23 protein-coding genes are annotated in these 23,458 nt (G+C 61.8%); 11 read left to right on the top strand and 12 right to left on the bottom strand.

What is annotated here, in order from left to right; all coding sequences use genetic code 11:
* Positions 1–26: 26 nt before the first annotated feature.
* The 3 genes from EU803_RS01715 to EU803_RS01705 form a co-directional block, all read right to left on the bottom strand.
* Positions 27–542, bottom strand: a complete 516-nt coding sequence (locus EU803_RS01715; RefSeq protein WP_129679124.1) for a hypothetical protein — start codon at positions 540–542, stop codon at positions 27–29.
* 121 nt (positions 543–663) lie between these two features.
* Positions 664–1,026, bottom strand: a complete 363-nt coding sequence (locus tag EU803_RS01710; protein ID WP_129680131.1) for an HIT domain-containing protein — start codon at positions 1,024–1,026, stop codon at positions 664–666.
* An 8-nt stretch (positions 1,027–1,034) separates the two neighbouring features.
* Positions 1,035–2,612 carry a DUF5928 domain-containing protein gene (locus EU803_RS01705; protein WP_129679123.1) on the bottom strand — a complete coding sequence of 526 codons (1,578 nt, stop codon included), beginning with the start codon at positions 2,610–2,612 and terminating at the stop codon, positions 1,035–1,037.
* A 144-nt stretch (positions 2,613–2,756) separates the two neighbouring features.
* On the opposite strand from EU803_RS01705, the gene EU803_RS01700 reads away from it, so the two are divergent.
* From EU803_RS01700 to EU803_RS01690, 3 genes are all read left to right on the top strand, one after another.
* Positions 2,757–3,575, top strand: coding sequence for a sulfotransferase family protein (locus tag EU803_RS01700; RefSeq protein ID WP_129679122.1), 819 nt, complete (start codon positions 2,757–2,759; stop codon positions 3,573–3,575).
* Positions 3,575–3,982, top strand: a complete 408-nt coding sequence (locus EU803_RS01695; protein WP_129679121.1) for a DUF3052 family protein — start codon at positions 3,575–3,577, stop codon at positions 3,980–3,982. Before EU803_RS01700 ends, EU803_RS01695 begins: the two co-directional genes overlap by 1 nt.
* A gap of 74 nt (positions 3,983–4,056) precedes the next feature.
* On the top strand, positions 4,057–4,776 hold the full coding sequence (locus tag EU803_RS01690) for a hypothetical protein (protein WP_129679120.1): 720 nt from the start codon (positions 4,057–4,059) through the stop codon (positions 4,774–4,776).
* Here EU803_RS01690 and EU803_RS01685 read toward each other — a convergent pair.
* The 9 genes from EU803_RS01685 to EU803_RS01645 form a co-directional block, all read right to left on the bottom strand.
* Positions 4,742–5,722 carry an adenosine kinase gene (locus tag EU803_RS01685; protein WP_129679119.1) on the bottom strand — a complete coding sequence of 327 codons (981 nt, stop codon included), beginning with the start codon at positions 5,720–5,722 and terminating at the stop codon, positions 4,742–4,744. The two genes, EU803_RS01690 and EU803_RS01685, sit on opposite strands and share 35 nt — an antisense overlap.
* On the bottom strand, positions 5,719–6,363 hold the full coding sequence (gene nth / locus EU803_RS01680; protein ID WP_129679118.1) for an endonuclease III: 645 nt from the start codon (positions 6,361–6,363) through the stop codon (positions 5,719–5,721). The genes EU803_RS01685 and nth overlap by 4 nt, the downstream gene beginning before the upstream one ends.
* 133 nt (positions 6,364–6,496) lie before the next feature.
* Positions 6,497–7,207, bottom strand: coding sequence for a ThuA domain-containing protein (locus EU803_RS01675; protein WP_129679117.1), 711 nt, complete (start codon positions 7,205–7,207; stop codon positions 6,497–6,499).
* Positions 7,204–8,061 carry an NAD(P)-dependent oxidoreductase gene (locus tag EU803_RS01670; RefSeq protein WP_129679116.1) on the bottom strand — a complete coding sequence of 286 codons (858 nt, stop codon included), beginning with the start codon at positions 8,059–8,061 and terminating at the stop codon, positions 7,204–7,206. The genes EU803_RS01675 and EU803_RS01670 overlap by 4 nt, the downstream gene beginning before the upstream one ends.
* 1 nt (position 8,062) lies before the next feature.
* Positions 8,063–9,580, bottom strand: coding sequence for a sugar ABC transporter ATP-binding protein (locus EU803_RS01665; RefSeq protein WP_129679115.1), 1,518 nt, complete (start codon positions 9,578–9,580; stop codon positions 8,063–8,065).
* Positions 9,577–10,578, bottom strand: a complete 1,002-nt coding sequence (locus EU803_RS01660) for an ABC transporter permease (protein ID WP_129679114.1) — start codon at positions 10,576–10,578, stop codon at positions 9,577–9,579. Before EU803_RS01660 ends, EU803_RS01665 begins: the two co-directional genes overlap by 4 nt.
* Before the next feature lie 11 nt (positions 10,579–10,589).
* On the bottom strand, positions 10,590–11,564 hold the full coding sequence (locus tag EU803_RS01655) for an ABC transporter permease (RefSeq protein WP_129679113.1): 975 nt from the start codon (positions 11,562–11,564) through the stop codon (positions 10,590–10,592).
* Between the two features lie 34 nt (positions 11,565–11,598).
* On the bottom strand, positions 11,599–12,393 hold the full coding sequence (locus EU803_RS01650; protein ID WP_129679112.1) for an SDR family oxidoreductase: 795 nt from the start codon (positions 12,391–12,393) through the stop codon (positions 11,599–11,601).
* Between the two features lie 85 nt (positions 12,394–12,478).
* Entirely contained in the window at positions 12,479–13,432 is a 954-nt protein-coding gene (locus EU803_RS01645; RefSeq protein WP_129679111.1) for a sugar ABC transporter substrate-binding protein, read from the bottom strand.
* Positions 13,433–13,757: 325 nt separating this feature from the next.
* Here EU803_RS01645 and EU803_RS01640 point away from each other — a divergent pair, with 325 nt between their 5' ends.
* From EU803_RS01640 to EU803_RS01605, 8 genes are all read left to right on the top strand, one after another.
* Positions 13,758–15,467, top strand: coding sequence for an extracellular solute-binding protein (locus EU803_RS01640; RefSeq protein WP_242494253.1), 1,710 nt, complete (start codon positions 13,758–13,760; stop codon positions 15,465–15,467).
* 10 nt (positions 15,468–15,477) lie between these two features.
* Entirely contained in the window at positions 15,478–16,287 is an 810-nt protein-coding gene (locus tag EU803_RS01635) for an SDR family NAD(P)-dependent oxidoreductase (RefSeq protein WP_129679109.1), read from the top strand.
* 62 nt (positions 16,288–16,349) lie between these two features.
* Positions 16,350–17,648 carry a Xaa-Pro peptidase family protein gene (locus EU803_RS01630; protein WP_129679108.1) on the top strand — a complete coding sequence of 433 codons (1,299 nt, stop codon included), beginning with the start codon at positions 16,350–16,352 and terminating at the stop codon, positions 17,646–17,648.
* Positions 17,649–17,708: 60 nt separating this feature from the next.
* Positions 17,709–18,695 (top strand): thiamine pyrophosphate-dependent dehydrogenase E1 component subunit alpha, encoded by a 987-nt coding sequence (locus EU803_RS01625; protein ID WP_129679107.1) that lies wholly within the window; start codon positions 17,709–17,711, stop codon positions 18,693–18,695.
* 11 nt (positions 18,696–18,706) lie between these two features.
* On the top strand, positions 18,707–19,702 hold the full coding sequence (locus EU803_RS01620) for an alpha-ketoacid dehydrogenase subunit beta (RefSeq protein WP_129679106.1): 996 nt from the start codon (positions 18,707–18,709) through the stop codon (positions 19,700–19,702).
* Positions 19,692–20,981 (top strand): biotin/lipoyl-containing protein, encoded by a 1,290-nt coding sequence (locus tag EU803_RS01615; RefSeq protein WP_129679105.1) that lies wholly within the window; start codon positions 19,692–19,694, stop codon positions 20,979–20,981. Before EU803_RS01620 ends, EU803_RS01615 begins: the two co-directional genes overlap by 11 nt.
* A gap of 17 nt (positions 20,982–20,998) precedes the next feature.
* Positions 20,999–22,423, top strand: a complete 1,425-nt coding sequence (locus EU803_RS01610; protein ID WP_129679104.1) for an NAD-dependent succinate-semialdehyde dehydrogenase — start codon at positions 20,999–21,001, stop codon at positions 22,421–22,423.
* A 9-nt stretch (positions 22,424–22,432) separates the two neighbouring features.
* Positions 22,433–23,320, top strand: a complete 888-nt coding sequence (locus EU803_RS01605) for a 2-oxo acid dehydrogenase subunit E2 (RefSeq protein WP_129679103.1) — start codon at positions 22,433–22,435, stop codon at positions 23,318–23,320.
* Positions 23,321–23,458 lie beyond the last annotated feature (138 nt).

Here is a 23,458-nt window from a genome sequence, read left to right as displayed (position 1 = left end):
GGCTATGCAGACTTTGCTGCCGTTTTCTATTTGAGGAAGGAAGGACCGAGTGCACTCTTGTCCCAAGCCTCGTTAAGATTCGTCAGGTCTTTGTGTGGAAAGCCGCTGCGGCCCTTTTGATAGGATGGCTGCTTCAGGCAGACATGCATTTTCCACAGTTCAGCCATCAACATCGCAACAAGTCGTTGCCGTCGTACTCGAATGGACAACACAAGATTCCCTTCTTTACTCGCATCTGCACAAAGCAGCGGCCCTGCAATTTCGTAGATGGAAAAAATTATGGTATGTTGTCGCGTTCTATCTGGCTCCAGCTTAAGTACCGATCCTCCCGGCTCGTCGCACAAGGCGATGCGCAGAGGCGCATTTTCAATGGCAGCTCGGCAAACTGCGAGGATTTCAGATGGAAAGTTCGTGAATACACCACTAACCCGGAAATCCAGAAACTTCCCTTTTCGCGCGACAATTAGGTCACTCCAGCCATCTCGGCCATAGTCACAGAATAGCTGCGTTTCATCGTCAAGTTGAAGTGTATCAGGACTCATAGACTTCGGCTGCCATTAGCCAGTTCATTGTTCCACCTTTGCCAAAAGGGAGTTCTTCACGATCTTCGAAAGCGAAACAATCTCCACCTCGCCTCGCGCCTTCGTTTCATAGGGAACAACCCTAGTGCGGCAGCATCCGGCCCAGCTGCGCGCCGCCGATGATGTGCAGGTGGAAATGCGGCACATCCTGCACCCCGTGGGTGCGGGTGTTGGCGATGGCGCGGAACCCGGCGTCGACCCCGGTGATCCGGCAGACCTCGGCCACGGCGGCAAAGAACCCGGCCTGTTCCTCGGCGCTGGCGTCGCGGGCGAAATGGTCCATCGACACATAGGGCCCTTTGGGGATCACCAGCACATGCACCGGCGCCTGCGGCGCGATATCGTTGAATGCCAGCGCATGATCGTTTTCGAACACGGTGCTGTTCGGAATTTCGCCGCGCAGGATCTTGGCGAAAATGTTCTGGTCGTCGTAGTCGAAGGTCATTGTCATCCTCAGTCCACAAAGAGGTAGGGCGTTTCCGCCAGTGTCTTGGCTGTATCATGCCCGACCGAGAGGAACCGTTCCAGCACCTGCGCGTTCTCGGAGACACTGGAGTGTTCCCGCATGATGGAATGCGCGGGAAAATCCGCATCCCTGATCCGGTCGCTTTCGAACAGGATGTCATAGCGGATCGTCGGCAACAGCTGGGCGAGGGATTCGGGCGAGGTTTCATCCCCTGCAAGCCCCACGCGCTTGGCATGGCCGATCAGGTAGTCATCCGAGAAATCGCACTCCACCTCAAGCAGTCGGGTCTGCGACCGATCCGAAAAGAAATCCTGCAACAGATCAAGGTTCCCCGGATCAAGGCAGATGATCAGCCGGTCCGTGTCGTAATAATCGAACAGCATCCGCATCAGGGCGCGGCGGTGGCGCGTCCGCTTTTCCAATGTCCGCTGGATACCGCCCAGATCGGGAAGCGGCGTGTCCTCTTCGCTGAACAGGTATTCGATCGACGGGATATTCGTGTGATGGCGGATCGCGCCCAGCAGCCGCTTGGCCACATGCCATTTCTTGCAGGCGATAATCATCAACTCCCGCTCACGCCCAAGGCTCGATTCCGTTTCCCAGAACCGCGGGGCAAAGCGGCGGCCGATCCGGCCCCGCCCGGTCAGGAACTTGAACAACCCCCGGCCCTCGTTCGATATCTTGAAATCTTCGCGACCAGAGGCATAGAGGCGGCCAAGGCGCTTCTTCAACTCCTTCGCCTCGGGGCTGATCTTGCGGGCGAACAGCGCGTCCTGACTGAGCAGCAGGTCGTAGTGATCGTTGTAGAAGGTGACCGGCATCCCGTAGTCGGTGAACATCAGGAAGGTCAGCGTCTTCGTCACGATTTCCTTCTCGGGTACGAGGTGGCGCACGATTGTCTGGAAAAATGTCTCATCCGGAATCCAGGTGGTCCGGAAGAACCGCATCACGTCCTTCCGCTGACGCGTGAAATCCAGAATCCATTCCACGGTCCGCCGACGCAGGCACCACCACTGGCTGCCGATCTGGACCTGAATATCGCGGGGAATGTCCCGTTTCAGTCCCAGCCGCCGCTGCGCCCAGAACGACCAGTAGAACCGGCGCTTCTGCGTGCGTTCGTTGAACCAGTGACGGTAGATCAGGCGCTCTTCCTTGATGCCGGTCTTGATCCAGTCGCTTTCGAAGAAATCGAAGCTTTCGATATAGTCCAGATCGTGCCGGTCGAGGAACCGATGGGCATAGACCGACGACTTGATCGCCATGCAATCGCCCGAGACCATGTAGAAATGGGTTGCCCGCGGAAACGCCTCGACCGCGGCCTCAACCGCGTAGAGCGTCGCCTGAACAAGGCTCCATTCGCCCCAGCCGCATTTGATCCGTTTCTTGGCGAAGGTGACATGGCTGTTGCCCGCAAGCCCCTTCTGGATCTTCTCGAACGCCTCCTTCGGGGCGCGGGCATCGAAATGGATCGAGATGTAGTCCCCGACCGCCGTCAGCTGTTGGGCCTGCTGCACGATGGCATCAGGATCCTTGTGGCACAGCAGGATGAAGGCGATTTTTGCCATTGGCGAAACAGTTTAGTTACTCACGGGCGCATAGTTTCCACTTGATAGCCTGAACAACGCCTGAATAAACAGGCTTTGAATGGAAATTCTTTTTCGGCATAACACCAGTTCAAGAATAACACGGGTTTTCGGAGGTTCGGCAGCATGGGTTTCCCCGGCACTTGGATGACGGAAAGCGAAAGCATGGTCTATCGCGTGGTGCCGAAATGCGCCTGTTCGACGATTGGCCAGATCATGTTCTACTCGGATCACGGCACGTTCTTCGACGGGGACATCCACGATTCCACGGCAGGGCTGCACAAATGGTCCCAAGCCGACAGCCAGCCGCTGATTGAATCCAACGTGAAGGAACACAAGTCGATGTCCTTCACCTGCGTCCGCAACCCCTATACCCGGATCCTGTCGTCCTTCTTCGACAAGATCTGCGGTATTCAGCGCAATGGCCGCCGCTATCGGGGGAACCTTGTGCCGACCCTGATCCAGAAATACGGGATCGAGGTGGGCAGCCCCGAGGACGGGTTCGAATTCGACCAGATCAAGAGCTTTCGGCGCTTCCTGCTGTTCGCCCGCGACACCATCAAGTTCCGCCGCCCGATGGACCCGGATATCCATTGGTCCGCCATGTCCGGCCATATCTCGACCTTCATCGTCAATGGCGGGCGCTACGACCAGATTTTCTGGACCGAGAATTTCAACGATGGAATGGGCAAGGTTCTGAAGGCGACGAAGACCCCCAAGAAGGTGGATCTGAAAAAGATCCCGCGCTTCAACGAATCCGAAGGCCATGGACCCAAGCGGGCGCATCCGGTCGAGGATTACTTCGACGACCTGTCGATGCATCTGGTCTATGAAATCTACAAGAAGGACTTCCAGCTCTTCAAATACGATTTCGATGACCCGTCGAACAAGATGCCTGTGGGCGAGATCGACCTCGACGAGGTGCACGCAAAGCTGGGCGACTGATGGCGGGCTATTCCGGCACCCCGCTTTGGAAAAAGCTGGGGCTGAAGGCCGGAATGCGGGCGACCGTGATCGGGGCGCCGGACGGGTATCACGAAACCCTGTTGGACGGCGCACCGGCGGCCGAATGGGTCGGGCTTGATCCGGGCGTTGCCTTCATCCACGTCTTCGCGCGGGATATGGCAAGCCTTGAAACCAGCGTGAAAGCCGCACTGTCACGGATGGACCCCGACGGGATGATCTGGGCCAGCTGGCCCAAGAAGGCGTCCAAAGTGCCAACCGACATCACCGAAGACGTGATCCGCGACATTGCGCTTCCGCTGGGGCTGGTCGATGTGAAGGTCTGCGCGGTCGACGACACTTGGTCCGGGCTGAAACTGGTTATCCGGAAAGAATTGCGGTCCCGATAGGGGGCGGATCCGGCCAAGGCTGGACCTTCGGCCAAAGCGACCTAACCTTTGATCGCATCCGGAGGGCAATCGCTATGGCAGTCGTGCTAATCCTTGGCAGTGGGCCGAATGTCGTCGCGGCGCGGAATTGGCCAAAAACCTCGTTCGACAGGATCGTTGCGATCAACAATGCATGGCAGGTTCGGCCGGATTGGGACGATCTGATCCATCCGGAGGATTTCCCCGAGGACAGACACCCGACCAGCTTCGGACCGGACCAGCGCAGGGTAACCTACAGGGACTATGTTCCGGCACAGAACGCCTTGGGTGGGTTTGTCTATGCTGGCGGCACGATGGCCTTTACCGCCGCCTATTGGGCGCTTCAGACATTGCGGCCAGATGTCATCGCCATGATGGGCTGTGACATGGTCTATCCGACGACCGGCGCCACGCATTTCTATGGAACCGGGGCAGCCGACCCGCTGCGTCCCGACCCCACCCTTCGCAACCTCGAGGCAAAATCGGCCCGTCTTCTTGCACTGGGCGCGGCCCAAGGCTGCGCGCTCGTCAACCTTAGCACAGACCAAAGCCGGCTGGTGTTTCCGCGCGCGACGGTTGCCGAGCTGCATCGGCTGCCCGTTGTTGAAATCAATGGGGCCGCCATGGACGCAGCCCTCCGCGCAGAGGAACGTCTGGGATATTTCGTTGCCTCGGGTCGTTATTGGGAAGAGCAGGACCGGTTTGACACCGCCCATATCGACCACATCGACTCCCTTTGGCTCAAAGCAGTCCCTGTTCCGCAAACATCGCCCTGATATTCGCCTTGGGACGCGGGCCGATATGTCCGATCACCTCGGCCGCGCAGATCACGCCCATCCGGGCCGCCGTTTCCATATCGCGGCCGGTTGCCACGCCATACAGGAACCCGGCGGCGAACTGGTCCCCCGCACCGGTCGCATCAACCGGGGTCACCGGGGTCACCGGGGCCTCGAACCGCTGACCGCCCTGCATGATCCAGACACTTTCGCCGGATCGGGTGCAGGCAACGATATCACAGGCGGCCGAGGCCTGCGCCAGCGCCTCGTCTAACGTGTCGGTTTGATAAAGCGTCATCCATTCAAGCGCATTGCCGATGGCGATATCCACGTCGCCCGCGATCAACCGCTGGAAATCGTCGCGGTGACGTTCGGCGCAGAAGGGATCGGAAATCGTGATTGCGGCGCGGCCACCTGCGGCCTTCATCTTCGCCGCGGCCTCTGCAAAGGCGGTTTTGCCTTCGTCCTTGTCGAACAGATAGCCCTCAAGGAACAGGATATCCGCCCCGTCAAACACATCCGGCACATCGGCCGAGGAAATATCGGCCCCCGCCCCAAGGTAGGTATTCATCGACCGTTCCCCATCGGGCGACACAAAGATCATCGACCGCGAGGTCGGCAGCGGCACATCCTTGGGCGGGTTCGGGAAGGCGGTTCCCGCCTCTTCCAGAGAGGCGGCGTAGAACCGCCCCAGCGCGTCATTGCGCACCTTACCGATAAAGGCGGTCTTCAGCCCAAGCGCACCGATCCCGGCAATCGTGTTTCCGACCGACCCGCCCGGCGTTTCCACGCGGTCGCGCATCGCGGCATAAAGCAGTTCTGCCCGGTCGCGGTCCACCAACTGCATGATCCCCTTCTCGATCCCCATCTGGTCAAGGAACATGTCATTGGCATGGCTGATCACGTCGACAATCGCGTTGCCGATCCCGATGACGTTAAAGCTCATAGATTCTTGTCCTCGAATTTACAGAGATCGCGGATCAGGCAGGCCGCGCATTTGGGTTTCCGGGCGACGCAGGTATAGCGCCCGTGCAGGATCAGCCAGTGGTGGGCGTGCTGCTGGTAGTCCGCCGGGATGTTGTCCTCGATCGCGCGTTCCACGGCGTCGACATCTTTGCCCGGCGCAATGCCGGTCCGGTTGCCGACCCGAAAGATATGCGTATCCACGGCCTGCGTCGGCTGATGCCACCACATGTTCAAGACCACATTCGCGGTCTTGCGTCCGACACCGGGCAGCGATTGCAAGGCGGCGCGGCTGTTGGGCACCTCGCCGCCATAGTCCTCGACCAGGATCCGGCTCAGTTTGATGACGTTCTTCGCCTTCTGCCGGAACAGGCCGATGGTCTTGATGTGTTCGATCAGCCCTTCTTCCCCAAGGTCCAGCATCTTCTGCGGGGTATCGGCGATCTTGAACAGGGCGCGGGTCGCCTTGTTCACACCGGCATCGGTCGCCTGCGCCGACAGGGCAACGGCCACTACCAGCGTATAGGCGTTCACATGCTCCAGCTCGCCCTTTGGTTCGGGTTCGGCGGCATGGAAGCGCGCAAAGATCTCTCGGATCGTGTGATAATCAAGCTGTTTGGCCATGCCGCCTTATCCCCAACTCCGCCCGGCTCGGCAACCCGTTCCGAAGGTGCATCAGGGTTTCATGCGGCAGCGTAACAATCAGAAGAGCATCATCAGGGCAGATCGTTCAAGAACGTGCTTTCCCGCAGGGCAGTCACCCTTGTCGGCCTTGTGCCGCCCAGATCGCGCCACGGCGGATCATCTCGGTCACTTGCGGCACTTTCAGATCGTCCAGTTCGTGCCCGATCGAGCAATAGAACACCCGCCCCTTGTCCCAGCGCCGGGTCCAGGTGACCGGGATCACCGTACCTTCGATCCACCAAAGATGGTCACCGGAAAAGGTGGTCGTCGCCAGCACGTTATTCGACGGATCAGTCAGCATGTAATATTGCTCGGACCGGATGCGAAAGCTGTGGATGCCTTCGACAAGAGGATGGCCCGGCTGGCAGATGGTCACGTCATAGTCGATGTAGTCCTCGGCCGGTTGCAGATTGTCCGGCCATCCCGGCGGGTGCGCCACGAACTGCCCGCCGATCAGGAAATGATAGGTTGGCCGGTCCCGGAATGCGTCGCCCATATGCCCATGCCAACCGGCCAGCCCACAGCCGTCCCCGATCAGTTGCAACAGGCCGTCCTCTTGCGATTTGGTCATGTTGCCGAATTCTTCCTGATGACCGGACCGGGCCGAGGACCAGATCGGCGTGATCAGGTCCAGATCGGCCAGATCTTCCGGCCGTTCCAGCGGCTCAAGCGTGTCGTAGACATCAACCTCAAACCCGTTTTCCTCCAGCAGGTCTTTGTACCAATCTGCGAAATGCGTCGGCGTGTGGCCTTCCCAGCCACCGACAAAAAGCGCGGCTTTCATGTCTTGTCCTTTCGCGTGAAGTCGAGGATCGACGCCATGTCGCGGGCGCCATAACCCTGCGTGTCCGCCTCGATTAGCCTGTCCAATGTGACCTGCCCCTGCCGCATGGACGCACCCAGCCGGTCCGCAAGCGCTGCGGTGATTTCCATGTCCTTGCGGGCCAGCGCGACTGTAAAGGTCACGTCATGGGCCGCCTCGTTCAGGTAAAGCGGGCGGCGGTATTTCAGCATCGGCGCGGCGGCGGCACTGTTTTCGATCACGTCGAAGGCGGCCTCGGGGGCAATGCCCGCCGCCTCGGCCAGAACCAGGGCCTCTGACAGGGTTTGGTTCAGCCCATGGATCAGCGAATTCACCGCCAGCTTCATGACCGCCCCGGCCCCGCTGGACCCAAGGCAAATGGTCGCCCGCCCCATTGCATCGAACAACGTCCCGAGCGGTGCCGCCTCGGCCTCGGTGCAGCCCGCTATGATGAGGAGTTGCGCATCGGCGGCAGCCTGCGTGGCACCGGAGACCGGCGCGTCGATCACCGATGCCCCGTCCGGCACGGCCTTGACCAGTGCCGCGATATGGTCGGGCGACATGGTGCCCATTTCGACGAACACCTTCGCACGCTGCCCGGCAAACAACCCCTCGGGACCGAAATGCACGGCCTCGGACGACGCGTCGTCCGCCAACATCGTGACAACGACCTCTGCCGCGTCAGCCAGCGCCCGGGGCGTGGGCGCGATGGCACAACCCAGACCCTCCGCCTTCTCGGGAGAGCGGTTCCAGACGGTCACCTCGTGCCCAGCCCGGGCAAGGTTCGCCGCCATGTGCCGCCCCATGCGGCCCAGTCCGGCAAACCCGACGCGCATGTCAGGCCACCTGTGCGCCGCTGCCCGTCAGGCCAGAGATCGCCTGGATCAGACTGTCTTCGGTCACCTCCTCGGCGGTGAATTCACGCATCACCCGACCCGAGAACATGGCGACGATCCGGTCAGAGACATGCAGCACCTCGGGCATTTCCGAACTGATCACGATGACCGCGTAGCCTTGCGACGCCAGATCGCGGATCAGGTTGTGGATCTCGGATTTGGACCCGACGTCGATGCCGCGCGTCGGTTCGTCCACGATCAGAACTTCCGGGTGCATCGACAGCCATTTGCCGATGACAATCTTCTGCTGGTTGCCGCCCGACAGGTTGCCGACCAATTGCCGCCAGCCCGGGGTGCGAATGTCCAGCTTGTCCCGATATTGATCAAAGATCGCCACCTCGGCCCCGTCACTGACAAAAGGCCCGGCGGTCATGTCGTCCACCTGCGGCAGGGTCATGTTGTCCCGGCAGTTCATGCCAAGGATCAGCCCCTGCCCCTTGCGGTCTTCGGGAACGAGGGAAATGCCACGCCGGATCGCGTCCTGCGGCGAGGTGATGCGGACCTCCTCACCATCCAGAAGGATTTGTCCGGCCGAGGGATCGCGCAGGCCGAAAAGGGTCTCGGCAATCTCGGTCCGGCCCGCACCGACAAGCCCGTAGAACCCCAGAACCTCGCCGCGCCGCACTGTAAAGCTGACATCGTGGAACAGGTCGCCACAGCTGAGGTTCCGCACCTCCAGCGCGACCTCGCCCATCTCGTGCGTGGCCTCGTTGCGGGACAGGTCCAGCTTGCGGCCGATCATCAACTGGGTGACTTCTTCTTCGTTGGTCTCGGCGGTGTTGAGCGTGCCGCGATACTGGCCATCGCGCAAAACGCTGATCCGGTCGGTGATCTTGAAGATTTCTTCCATCCGGTGCGAGATATAGATCACCCCGACACCGCGCGATTGCAGGTCGGAGATCACCTCGAACAGCACCACCTTTTCCGCGTCGGTCAGCGATGCGGTCGGTTCGTCGAAGATCACCGCGCGGGGATCGACCGTCAAAGCGCGGGCAATCTCGACCATCTGCTGGTTGGCGATGGACAGGTCCCCGACACGGGTTTTGGCGTTGAAGCCAACGTTCAGCGTCTTCAGGATCGCGTCGGTATCGGCGTAGAGCTTTCCCCAGTCGACCCGGCCAAGACTTTTCCGGGGCAGTTCGCCCAGAAAGATATTCTCGGCCACGCTCAATTCGTCGGCAAGGCTCAGTTCCTGGTGGATAAAGACGACGCCCTTGGCCTTGGCCTCGATCGGCGAGGTCATGACGGCGGGCTGTTCGGCGATAAAGATCTGGCCTTCATCCGGGTCATAGATTCCGCCCAGAACCTTCATCAGGGTGGACTTGCCGGCGCCGTTCTCGCCCATCAGGGCGTGGACCTCGCCGGGCATGACGGTGAAGGACACACCGTCGAGCGCGCGGACACCGGGGAAGGTCTTGACGATCCCTTCCAGCCGCAGTGCGGGGGTTTGGTCGGTCATATCTTCAACTCCTCCTTGCCCTTGCGGTTCAGCTGACGATCAAGGAACAGCACCGCGATCAGGATCAGGCCGATGACAAGGTTAACGGTTTCCGTGTCTGCCCCGATATGGCCCAGCCCCTTGCGCAGAAGCTGGATCGCGATGACCCCGCCCAGCGTCGAGACGATAGAACCATAACCGCCGGTCAGCTTGGTGCCGCCCAGAACAACGGCCGTGATCGCCCAAAGCTCGTACAGCATCCCGTCGTTGGGGTTCACCGAGCCGCTTTCGGAATAGAACACGACAGCGGACAGCGAGGCGAGAAAGCCGATCAGCATGAAGTTCCACAAGAAGTGCGGCCCCACACGGATCCCGGCATTCACCGCCGCTTCGCGGTTGTTGCCAATGGCATAGGCATTGCGGCCATGGATCGTCTTGGTCATCAAGAGCCACAGCAGCAGGGCCGCAACCAGCAGGAACCATGTGGCGGTATGCAGGCCAAGGAACTGCGCCTCGGCGAAATCAACCAGCGTCCAGTTCAGGTGGCTGGTCGGCTGTTCGCCATTGTACATGAAGACCAGACCGCGATAGCCAAGCATCGATCCCAGCGTCACGATGAAGGCGTCTACGCCCGTCTTCCAGACGATCAATCCGTTGATCGCCCCCAGCACCACCCCGGTCAGAAGCGCAAGGCCCCAGGCCAACGGGATCGCCCAGTCGCCCAGCCCAGCCATGAAGGGCCATGTCATGCTGTCCAGCAGCACGATGGCCGACAGCGCGAAGGTGGCCCCGACGCTCAGGTCGATATTGCCGTTGATCATGATGATGGTCATGCCAAGCGCGATGATCCCGATCGGGGCCGACTGCTTGAGCAGCAGCAGCATGTTATCGAAATCCATGAACGCCTTGTCCGAGACCGAGAGATATTCCCCCGCGATGGAGAAGAAGAGCAGCTCCACCACGATAAAGGCCCAGATGGCGCCCTGTTTAATCAGGTTTCCGCGTGTTTCAGAGTTCATCGGTCCCTCCCTCAGGCAATCGGCGACCAGAGACGGCCACGCTTGGCGGCGATGTCGAGCCAGACCGCGAGAATGATGATCACCCATGTCACGACATATTGGGCGTAGAAGGCGAGCCCCATCAGGAGCAGACCGTTCTGGATGAAGCCAAGGATCAGCACGCCGATCACCGTCTTGAACACGGTGCCGGACCCGCCAAGAAGCGAGGCACCCCCAAGGATAACCGCGGCCAGCACCTCAAGCTCCAGCCCCTGCCCCACGGTATTCTGACTGCCAAGAGAGCGGCTTGCCTGGATCAGACCGGCGGTGGCCACGCAGAAGGCCGAGATCATGTAGGTCATGAACACGACCCGCGCCCGCGGAATGCCCGAGAAGGTCGCGGCGGTGCCATTGCCCCCGACCGCATAAACCTTGCGCCCAAAGGGCGTCTTGGACAGCAGGAGTGTCAGGACTACGGCCAGCAGTGCAAACATCAGGATCGGCACCGGGATACCGGCCACGTTGCCCTGCCCGAAGATGCTGAACCAGGTGCCCTGTTTGTCGTCGATATCCATGTTCTTGCCGCCGGAATATGTCAGCGTCAGACCGTGAATGGCCGATAGCATTCCCAAGGTCACGATCAGGGAATTCAGTTTCAGATAACCCACAAGGAACCCGATGAACGCCCCCAAGGCGAGGGTCATGGCGAACATGGCGGGGATGGCCAGCGTCGGCCCTAGCTTGTCGTGCAGATCCAGCACCACGATGGTCGAGAACGACATCATCGACCCGACGCTGAGATCGAGGTTGCCACCGATGACCACAAAGGTGACCCCCAGTGCCATGACCCCGATGATCGCCGAAGACCGGATCACGCCGGAAATATTTTCGATCGCTATGAATCGCGGGTTCGCCAGTGCGAAGCCCACCATGAACAGGACGAAGGCGACGAGAATCCCGTGCCGGGCGATAAATCCGCCGATGCCCTTTTTTGTCAGCTCTGCCATCTTTCCTCCCCTTCTGGCATGCCGCGATCTGCGGCTATACCAGCGTCATTCCGCCATCGATCATCACGATCTGGCCGGTCATGTAGTCGCTGTCTCTCGACGCAAGGAACGTTGTCGTACCGGTGATGTCCCGCGGGGTCGCAACACGCCCTTTCAGGATTTCGGACGAAAACTCCTCCATCGCCTGCCCGGGGCGCTCGGCGGCCCCGATCTCCATCAGGTCCTTGTCGACCTGTTCCCACATCTCGGTGGCAACGACGCCCGGGGCAAAGCCCGTCACGGTAATATCATGTTTTGCCAGATCGCGCGCGCCCGACTGCGTGAGCGACACAACGGCCCACTTGCTGGCACAATAGGGTGCCACGTTGTCAAAGCCCTGTCGGCTGGCGATGCTGGCCGTGTTGATGATCTTGCCGCCGGTTCCCTGGGCGATCATCTGGCGGGCCGCTTCCTGCATTCCGATCATGCAGCCAAGCCCGTTGACGCCCATGATGAAATTCCAGTTGTCCTCGGTCACATCAAGGAAATTCAGGGGCTTGTTGACGCCGGCATTGTTGAATTTCACATCCAGCCGCCCGAAGGTTTCAACGGCATGGGCGATCATGGCCCGGACAGTTTCGCGGTTGGTGACATCCACCGCCGCATGGGTGACCTTCGCACCATTCGTCGCGGCGCGTTCGGCATTCGCCTCGGCGACTTCGGCGACTTTCGCGGCGTTGATATCCGCAAAGAGGACGTTCGCCCCCTCATCCAGCAGCGCCTCGCCGATGGCGCGGCCAATACCCTGCGCAGCCCCGGTTACAATGCAGGAACGTCCAGCCACACGCATGGTGCTGCCCCCTTGGTAAGTTCTTGAAATTGAAGTGTGTCGAATGTGGGGCGGACAGGCTGTCCGCCCCACACTCGGGAGGAGATCAGAAGACGGGCTTCGTGAATTCGCCCATGTTGTCCTGCGTGATCTTCGGCGTGTCGAAGTAGTTCAGGAACGGAACCTCTTCACCGTTCAGCACGTCGATGGCGGTCTGAAGCGCGGCTTCGGCGTCATCAACCGGCGACTGGTAGATCGAGCCCCAGTAGGTGCCAGCGGCCATGGCTTCATAGCCCACGGCAAAGTTGGTGGCGCCGACAAAGGTGATGCCGTCGACACGGCCTGCGGCGATCGCAGCGTTCATGGCGCCAACGCCCATGTTGTCATCGCCCGAGTAGACACCGTCGATGTCGTCATACTGGACAAGGAAGGCTTCCATGACCTGCTGCGACTTTTCACGGTTCCAGTCGCCCGGCTGCTGGTCGATCTGCACCACGTTCGGGCAGACTTCCGGCAGACGATCGTTGAAGCCCTGGGCGCGTTCGATGGCAGTGGTGTAGCCCGGCTGGCCGGTGATGTGCACGACCTTGGCTTCGTTCTCGATGCCAAGCGCCTTGAAGCGGTCACACATGATTTCGGCAGAACGCGCACCCTGGGTGATGTTGTCCGGGCCCGAGAAGGAGGCCACGAAGTCGAACCCGGCTTCGGCGATGTTCGAGTTGGTCACGATGACCGGGATGTCGGCCTGATGGGCCTTACGCACGGCGGGGATCACGGCTTCGCCGTTGGTCGGCCAGATGATGATCGCATCGACTTCCTGCTGGATCAGGTCTTCCATCTGGGCGATCTGGCGGGCCACGTCGCCGCCCGCGTCCAGAACGACAACTTCGACGTCCGGGTTGGCTTCGGCAGCAGCGATAAACGCCTGCTCGTAGGTGGTCTGGTAGCTGTCCACACCCACGTTGTTCTGGGTGATGCCGATGGTCATGGTTTCGGCCGCAGCGGCGCCACCGATCATGGCGGTGGTGCAGGCTAGGGCGAGTTTGGTCGAAAGTTTCATTTGGGTCCTCCCAATTCATCTGAATGACGATTGCAGCTGTCCTCTCAGCCCGGTGCACAGCGCCCCGGAGCAATCTGGCCCTCATACAGCGCGATTCTCGTCCCGTTCGATCTGCACAATTTATCCATTTTGATAATTTTGATATCCAAATTGGACCTAATCGCCATACTGGTCGGATATCAATCTGAACATTCTAGGAGGAGCCGCAATGGCCGACTCGCGTCATCGCCCCCGCAATCCAAAACTGTCAAAGTCCGTGAAACATCAGGTCGCCAAAAATATCCAATCTGGACGTCGCGCCCCGTCAGGGGCCGATGCTGTTTCCATGATGGCGGCGACACCGGAATTGTCGCGGGTTGTGACGTTTCTTCAGGATATCTTACTGGAGATTGACAATTCGGTCGAGCCGACGACGCCCAATCCACATCTCAACATGATCCTGCATCTGCTGAACAGCCATGCAGAGGGCCGGATCGTTTCCCCGTCGTCGATGGTGGCCGCCTCGGGTGTGCCCTATGCGACCGGAACCCGCAAACTGGCCGAGATCATGGAGACCGGGCTGATCGAACAGCGGCATCGGACCAAATCGGGGCGCAGCTTTTCCCTGCATCCCAGCCCGACGCTTCTGCAAAGCTTCAACCAGTTTGCCGACCGGATCGACCGGATCGCGCGGGCGACCTATGGCAATGTCGAACAGTCGACCGAGGCCAAGGATTACTATTTCGGCGGGTCCTATCAGCCCGGCCAGGCTCTGATCCCGCCGCCAAGCGCCCTGCCCAGCTCGCTCAAGCTGTCGGGCGGGTTGCGGATTCTTGTCCATGGTGACCCGACCTTCATGGTCATGGAGAACCTAAAGCGGCAGTTCGAACAGATCATCGGAAACGATATCAGCCAACGCGCCTTTTCCATCGACCGGCTGCGGGAAGAGGCCCTGCGCAACGCCACCCGGGCCAAAAGCCGCTATGACCTGATCGCCGTCGATCTGCCGTGGCTGGGCGAATTCGTCGCCAAGGGCGTTGTCCGGCCGCTGGCCGAGGTAATGAACGTCGACCGGCTGGACCCAAGCGATTTCCACACCGCAGGCTGGCGCGCCGCACATTGGAACGGGGTGCCCTACGGTGTGCCGAGCCAGACAACGCCCGAGATGATGTTCTATCGCAAGGACTGGTTCGCCGAAGCCGGGCTGCAGCCGCCCGCCACGACAGACGACGTGATCGCAGCCGCCAAGCACTTCCACGATCCGCGTCATGGCCGATACGGCGTGGCATGGAACGCGGCGCGGGGGACCGCGCTTGGCCACACCTTCATCATGACCTGTGCTGACTTTGGCCAGCCCATCGTCGACCTGCCCGAGATTGCGGGCGGGTTCGATGCCGACCATCTTGATCGCGGCGGGTTCCGGCCGATGCTGGACAGCGCCAATGCGCTGGCGGCGGCGGAGTATCTGGTCGAACTGATGGAATATTCGCCGCCCGACATCCTGTCGATGTCGTGGTACGAACGTGTCCGCCCCTATGCCAACGGCAGCGTGGCGATGGCCTATGGCTATACCCTGCTGGCCCCCTATTTCGAGCTGGACCAGACCTGTTCGGCGCATGGCAATACCGGCTACCTGCCGCACCCGCATGGGCCGTCGGGCGTGCCGATCGCGCCGGTGGGCGGCTATGTTCTGTGCATCCCGACCAATCTGGCCGAGGAACGGCTCAGCGACGCCGTCGAGGGGCTGATCGCCTTTACCTCGCCCGCCGCGCAGAAGCTTTATGCCCAGAACGGCAGCCGCACAGCGCCGCGCTATTCGGTCGGTGCCGACCCAGAGGTCCGGCGCCTGTCCCCGATCTTTGAACTGGTCGACCAGATGTCCTGGCGGGATGAGCTGCAATTCTGGCCACGGCCACCGATCCCGCAAATCTCGGACATCATTTCGATCTGCGGCACGGAACTTCACGACATGCTGCGCGGGATTACCCGCCCGGCGGATGCACTGGCACGGGCGCAAGAACGCGCCGAAGCCGTCTTGCGACAATCGGTCACTTAGGGAGGAAACCATGGACCCCAATCGCCTCAAAGGTAAGAACATCCTGATCACCGGCGCCGCCCGCGGCATGGGCGCGGCCAATGCCGAAGCCTTCGCGGCGCAGGGCGCGAATGTCTGCATCGGCGATCTTGATCTGGATGAAGCCCAGAAAGTTGCCGACGGCATCAACGCCGCAGGCAATGGCAAGGCGATCGCGGTCAAGATGGACGTGACCAAGCGCGAAGACAACGCCGCCGCGGTGGCCGCGACGGTCGAGGCTTTCGGGTCGATCAACGTCGGCCTGTTCAACGCCGGCCTGAACAAGCCCCGGTTCTTCATGGATATCGATGAAGACAACTGGGACATGATCATGAACGTCAACACCAAGGCGATGTGGCTGGGGATGCAGGAAGTGGCCCGCCAGATGATCGCCCAGGGTCCGATGGAAGATCACCCCTACAAGCTGATCAACGTGGGCTCCATCGCCTCGCGCAAGCCGCTGGTGGATGTGACCGTCTACTGCACCTCGAAATACGGCTGTCTGGCGCTGACCGAATGCGGCGCGCTGGGTCTGGCCGAACACAACATCACCGTCAACGGCTACGCGCCCGGCGTGGTGATCACCCCGCTTTGGGAACAGCTGGACAAGGACCTGATCGAGATCGGGTTCAAGGAACGCGCTGGCCAGGCCTATGACGACATCGTCGAGAACAACCTGGTGATCAAGCGGGTGTCCTACCCCAAGGATATCATCGGCACGGCTTCGTTCCTCGCCTCTGACGACAGCGACTACATGACCGGTCAGATGATCTCCATCGATGGTGGCTGGGTCACCAAGTAACGAACGAAGCTTTTGATTTTTCACGCAAATGGGCGCGACAGACGTGCCCAAAGGAGAACCTCATGTCTCGCGCACTGACACCGAACGTCCTGACACCGCAGGATCTGGAACCGAACTGGCAATGGGAAGGCCGGATTCCGGCCTGGGGCCACAGCTCTGTCGATTTCGAACGCCGGATCGACCATGACCGCCTGCGCCGCTACCGGCTGAGCCGGACCCGCGAAGCCCTGAAAAAAAGCAGCGCCGGGTCGCTTCTGTTGTTCGATGTGAACAACATCCGCTACGTCACCGCCACCAAGATCGGTGAGTGGGAACGCGACAAGATGTGCCGCTTTGCCCTGCTGACCGGCGATGACGCGCCGCACGTCTGGGATTTCGGTTCGGCCGCTGTGCACCACCGCAAATATTCCGACTGGCTGGTGCCTGACAATTGCCATGCGGGCGTCGTCGGCATGCGCGGCACCATCCCGCCCAGCTTTGGCCTGATGAAGAAATACGCCGAAGAAATTGCCGGGCTGATCGAAGACGCCGGCATGAAGGGAATGCCGGTCGGCGTCGACTATGCCGAAACCGCCATGTTCGAAGCCCTGAAAGAGGCCGGGCTGAACGTCGTTGACGGCCAGCAGATCATGCTGTCGGCCCGCGAGATCAAGAACTGGGACGAAATCCAGCTTCTGACGCAGGCCGCGTCGATGGTCGATGGCGTCTACCACATGATCTACGAAGAGCTGAAACCCGGCGTGCGCGAAAACGAAATCGTCGCCATGTCGAACAAGCTTCTCTACGAATGGGGATCAGACGACGTCGAGGCGATCAACGCCATCTCGGGCGAGCGCTGCAACCCGCATCCGCACAACTTCACCGACCGTCAGTTCCGCCCCGGCGATCAGGCATTCTTTGACATCCTGCAATCCTATCAGGGCTACCGGACCTGCTACTACCGGACCTTCAACATCGGCCGGTCGACTCCGTGCCAGGTGGACGCCTACGTTAAGGCCCGTGAATGGATCGACGCCTCGATCCAGGCGATCAAACCGGGCGTGACCACCGATCAGGTCGCCAAGCTTTGGCCCAAGGCCGAGGAATTCGGCTTCCCGGACGAGCTGTCGGCCTTCGGTCTGCAATTCGGCCACGGTCTGGGCCTTGCCCTGCACGAGCGTCCGATCATCAGCCGCGCGGTCAGCCTCGACAACCCGATGGAGATCCAAACCGGGATGGTGTTCGCACTTGAGACCTATTGCCCGGCCTCCGACGGCTATTCTGCCGCCCGGATCGAGGAAGAGGTCGTCGTGACCGACACCGGTTGTGAAGTGATCAGCCTGTTCCCGGCCGAGGAACTGCCGATTGCCAACCGCTACTGACACCTGACACCGGGCGCAGGACATGCGCCCGGGCTGCCCTCTGTTTCAAGGACACCACCGATGAGCCCCGCCAAGAAAGCCAAGACCAACACGGAGGACTATCTGCGCATGTATCGCCAAATGGTCCGCATTCGCAGCTTCGAAGACAACGCGAACCAGCTTTACCTCTCGGCCAAGATGCCGGGATTGACGCATATGTATTCCGGCGAAGAAGCCGTGGCCGTCGGCATCTGCGAGGCGCTGACCGACAGTGACCGGATCACCTCGACCCACCGGGGACACGGGCATTGCGTGGCCAAGGGCGCGGAGTTCAAGGAAATGTTCTGCGAACTTCTGGGCAAGGAAGAAGGCTATTGCCGCGGTAAGGGCGGGTCGATGCATATCGCCGATCAAAGCCACGGCAACCTTGGCGCCAACGCCATCGTCGGCGGGTCGATGGGCATCGCCACCGGATCCGCGCTGCGGGCCAAGCTGCAGGGGTCGGACGATGTGACTGTCTGTTTCTTCGGCGACGGGGCCACCGCGCAGGGGCTGTTGTACGAGGTCATGAACATGGCCGCCCTGTGGAACCTGCCGGTGATCTACGCCTGCGAAAACAACGGCTATTCCGAATACACCAAGACCGAGGAAATCGCCGCCGGGTCGATCACCGCCCGGGCCGAAGCCTTCGGGATCGAAGCCCATCAGGTCGATGGACAGGATGTTCTGGCCGTCAATGACCTGACCCAGAAACTGGTTGCCCGCGCCCGCAAGGGCGAAGGCCCGTTCTTCATCGAACTGATGACCTACCGCTATCACGGGCACCACGTCGGCGACATCAACCGCGAATACTACCGGTCCAAGGCCGAAGAAAAGGACTGGAAGGAAAACCGCGACCCGATCACCCGGTTCCGCCATTTCCTCGTGCAGGAAGGCATCGCCTCGGAAGACGAGATCGAAGCGATCAACGCCGAAGTGGAAAAGGACGCCGCCGACGCGGTCGAATATGCGCTGGCCGCCAAATACCCGGATGTGTCCGAAGTCGACATGCACGTGTTCGCGGATTGAGGAGAGAGACAATGCGAGAAATTACCCTGTCGCAGGCCGTGAACGAAGCACTGGCCGAGGAAATGCGCCGCGACCCGACAACCTTTATCATGGGCGAGGACGTGGCCGAGGCCGGCACGCCGTTCAAGGTGCTGTCGGGTCTGGTCGAGGAATTTGGCACGGATCGCGTGATCGACACCCCCATCGCCGAACCCGGCTTCATGGGGATGGCCGTGGGCGCTGCGATGACCGGGGCCCGGCCCATCGTCGATCTGATGTTCGGCGATTTCATCTTCCTGATCATGGACCAGCTGTGCAACCAGGCCGCCAAGACCCACTACATGTCCGGTGGCAAGCTGAACGTGCCGCTGGTGCTGCGCACCAACCTTGGCGCGACCCGCCGGTCCGCCGCGCAGCACAGCCAGTCGCTGCAGGCGCTGGTGGCCCATATTCCGGGGCTGAAGGTCGCGATGCCGTCCTCGGCCTACGAAGCCAAGGGGCTGATGAAGACGGCAATCCGCGACAACAACCCGGTCGTGATCTTCGAAGACAAACTGATGTATCAGGACAAGGCCCCCGTGCCGGAAGAAGAATACCTGATCCCCTTCGGCGTCGCCAACGTGAAGCGTGAAGGCTCGGACATCACCCTGATCGCCACCTCTTCCATGGTGCAGGTCGCCGAAAAGGCCGCCGAAATGCTGGCCGCCGAGGGCATCAGTGCAGAAGTCATCGACCCGCGCACCATCGTGCCGCTGGATGAAGAGGCGCTGTTGAAAAGCGTCCGCAAGACCAGCCGCGCCATCGTCATCGACGAGGGCCACCAAAGCTATGGCGTCACCGCCGAGATCGCCAGCCGCCTGAACGAAAAGGCCTTCTATCATCTGGACGCGCCGGTTCTGCGGATGGGTGCGATGGATGTGCCGGTGCCGTTCAGCCCCGCGCTGGAAGACATTACCGTCCCCACCCCCGAAGGCGTCGCCGAAAACGCCCGCAAGCTTTGCGCCGGAGAGATGATCCATGCCGCATGACGTGACAATGCCGCAGCTTGGCATGGCGCAGGACGCGGGCAAGATCGTGTCCTGGCTCAAGGCGCCCGGTGATCCGGTCGCCAAGGGCGACGCCCTGTTCGAAGTGGAAACCGACAAGGCCACGATGGAGGTCGAGGCGCAGGCCGATGGCTTCCTGACGGGCGTCGTCGCAGGCGAAGGCGAAGACGTGCCCGTGGGGTCCGTCATCGCCCGGATTTCCGAAAGCGCCGACGACGACACCCCTGCCGCCCCCGCCCCGACGGCGGAAGCGGCCCCGGCCGATGATCTGCCCGAAGGCAAGACCGTGACCATGCCGCAACTTGGCATGGCGCAGGACACCGGCCTGCTGGTCAGCTGGCAAAAGGCCCCGGGCGATGCGGTCGCGGCCGATGATGTGCTGTTCGAGGTCGAGACCGACAAGAGCACGATGGAAGTGCCCGCTGGGCTTGATGGGTTCCTGGCCGCCACACTTGCGCAGGCCGGCGAAGAGGTGCCGGTCGGCGATCCGGTTGCCATCATCTCGGCCGCCAAGCCCGACGCACCGGTTGCCCGGTCCGTGGCAGAAGCAGCCTCCGCACCGGCCCCGGCAGCCGCCGCACCGGCGCCTGCCAAGACAGTGACCGCCCCCAAGGCCCCTGCTCCGGCACCGAAGCCGCAGGTCGCAGTGTCATCGACCGACAGGATTCTGGCCTCTCCCAAGGCGCGCCGACTGGCCGCTGAACAAGGGCTGGACCTGACCCGCCTTGCCAAGGCCGGTCATCCGCAGCCCTATCACGTCAAGGATATCGAGGTGCTGCGCGCCCTGCCGTCCGAGGCACCGACCGCCGCCGCAGCCGCAAGCGCGCGCCGTCTGGTCGCCGAAGTGGCCGAGGACGGTCTGCCCGGCTTCCAACGTTGGATGTCCGAGGCCCATGGCGTGAACGATGCCGATGCCATCCTTGCCGGCCTGGCGGGGGCTTCGCTGGCGGCCGGGGCCACGGTTGCCATTGAACGCGCCGGTCTGACCCGCAGCTTTGCAACGCCTGCAGGCCGGACATTGTCCGGGGTTGCCGAAACCGAAGACGCCCCGGACCTGATCCTGCGCGACCTGCGGGGCAGCCCGCTGCGCAGCGTCGAGATGGGCGCCGGTCCTGAACCTGTGCTGACCCTGACGAATTCGGGCGCAGGGCTGACCATCACGCTGGAATGCGATCCCGCGTCGCTGTCCCCACAGGCAGCCATTCAACTTCTCACTGATTTTGCAGGGCGGGTGGAACAGCCACTTCGCCACCTGCTTTGACCCTATCGGAGGCCGACATGGACTATACCGATCTTTACATCAACGGCGAATGGCGGACCAAGGACGAACGGTTCGACGTGATAAACCCGGCCACCGAACAGGTGCTTGCCTCGGTCGCTTCGGCCGATATCGACGACGCGAATGACGCGCTGGACGCGGCAGCGGCGGCGATGGCCGACTGGGCCGCGCGCACCCCGCGCCAGCGGTCCGAAGTGCTGCGCAAGGCGTGGGAACTGATGACCGCCCGCCTGCCGGAATTCGCCCGCCTGATCACCCTTGAAAACGGCAAGGCCAGCGCCGACGCCATGGGCGAGGCGACCTATGCCGCCGAATTCTTCCGCTGGTTCGCTGAAGAAGCCGTCCGCGCCGACGGGCTGATCACCCATGCCCCCGCAAGTGGCGCACGGATCGTGGTACAGCATAAGCCCGCCGGTCTGGCGGTGCTGGTGACGCCGTGGAACTATCCGGCTGCCATGGGCACACGCAAGATCGCCCCCGCACTGGCCGCAGGCTGCGGCGTGATCATCAAACCCGCCTCGGAAACCCCGCTGACCATGCTGGCGCTGATGCCGCTTCTGGAAGAAGCAGGCGTTCCCGCTGGCCTTGTCAACGTGCTGCCCTCGCGCCGCACCGGGGCGCTGGTCGATCACATGCTGCATGACCCGCGTGTGCGGGTGGTCAGCTTCACCGGGTCGACCGGGGTTGGCCGCAAGCTGTTGAAAGGTGCCGCCGATCAGGTTTTGAAGCCGGCGATGGAACTGGGCGGCAACGCGCCCGTCGTGGTGTTCGAAGATGCCGATATGGACACGGCCATCGAAGGCACCATGCTGGCCAAGATGCGCAACCTGGGCGAGGCCTGCACCGCCGCGAACCGGATTTACGTGCACGCGGACATCGCCGAGGAATTCACCCGCCGCCTAACAGAGCGGATGTCGGCCCTGAAAATGGGCGACGGCATCGACCCCTCGGTCGATGTCGGCCCGCTTGTCAACGCCGATACCCGCGACAAGGTCGCCGAATTCGTGGCCGATGCGGTGGCCAAGGGCGCCAAGGTGGAATGCGGCGGATCGACCCCGAACGGCACCGGGTTCTACTACCCGCCCACCGTTCTGTCGAACGTGCCGGAACATGCCGAATGCGTCCGTGACGAGATCTTTGGCCCCGTCGCCGCGATCCAGACCTTCACCGATCAGGAGGACGTGATCCGCCGCGCCAACGACACTGAATATGGTCTTGTGGCTTACGTCTTTTCCGAGAACTTCAAGCGCGCCCTGCAGGTCTGCGAGCGGCTGGACTATGGCATGGTCGGCCTGAACCGCGGCCTTGTCAGCGACCCGGCGGCCCCGTTTGGCGGGACCAAGCAATCCGGTCTGGGCCGTGAAGGCGGGCATGAAGGCATGCTTGAATTCATGGAAACCCAATACATCTCGGCCAGCTGGTAGGAGGCCCCCATGTCAGAAACCATTGCCAGCCCCTCGACCCGACGCCTTGCGCTGGAAAAGAACGTCGACATCGACGCGCTGGCCCGCAAGCTGGGCCGCACGACCATCGGGCCCGAGGATATCTCCGGGACCGTGCCGGCGACAGCGACAGCCGCGCCCGCCGGGGATACCTCCTATTGGGATGTGGACCACAGCCAGTATGGCCCGGTGACCGAAGAACCGCTCAGCCGCTTCGCGCAGGTGGCCGCCCGCAACCTTGCGGCGGCGCAATCGCTGATCCCGGCCGTGACCCATCACGACCGGGCCGACGTGTCGAAGATCGAAACGCTGCGCAAGGCATGGAAGCCCGACGCCGCGGCGCGCGGGGTCAAGCTGACCGCTCTGGCCTTCCACGTGGCGGCGCTTGCGCGCGCGCTGCGGGCCTTTCCGCGGTTCAACGCCTCGCTCACTCCGGATGGCCAGACCCTGGTGCTGAAGGATTTCGTGCACATCGGGATCGCGGTGGATACTCCGCACGGGCTGATGGTGCCGGTGATCCGGGACGCCGACAAGAAGGGCCTGTGGCAGATCGGCGCGGAAATCGCCGACCTCGCGTCCCGTGCCCAGGCCCGCAAGATCGGGCCGGATGAAATGGGCGGGGCGTCAATGACGATCACCAACCTTGGCGGGATCGGCGGCACCGCCTTTACCCCGATCGTCAACCCGCCCGAGGTCGCCATTCTGGGGATCACCCGGACCGAGACCATCACCGTCTGGGACGGCGACACCCCGCGCCCGGTTCCCATGGCGCCGCTGGACCTGTCCTACGATCACCGGGTGATCAACGGCGCCGACGCGGCCCGGTTCATGACCCATTACTGCGGTCTGATCGCCGATCCCCGCAACATGCTGGCGTAAGACCGAACCGGTCAGGACACCGTGAAGAACATCGGACGCGCCGGCTTGAGTGAGATCAGGCCGGCGCGTTCATTTTCAGTCGGTGCCATGGCCGGATGCGACCGGCTGACCCTGCTGTCATAGACCCGCAAAACCGCA

The sequence above is a fragment of the Loktanella sp. IMCC34160 genome, from assembly GCF_004145845.1.
Classification (GTDB): domain Bacteria; phylum Pseudomonadota; class Alphaproteobacteria; order Rhodobacterales; family Rhodobacteraceae; genus SELP01.
This window is presented reverse-complemented; position numbering and strand designations above follow the sequence as displayed.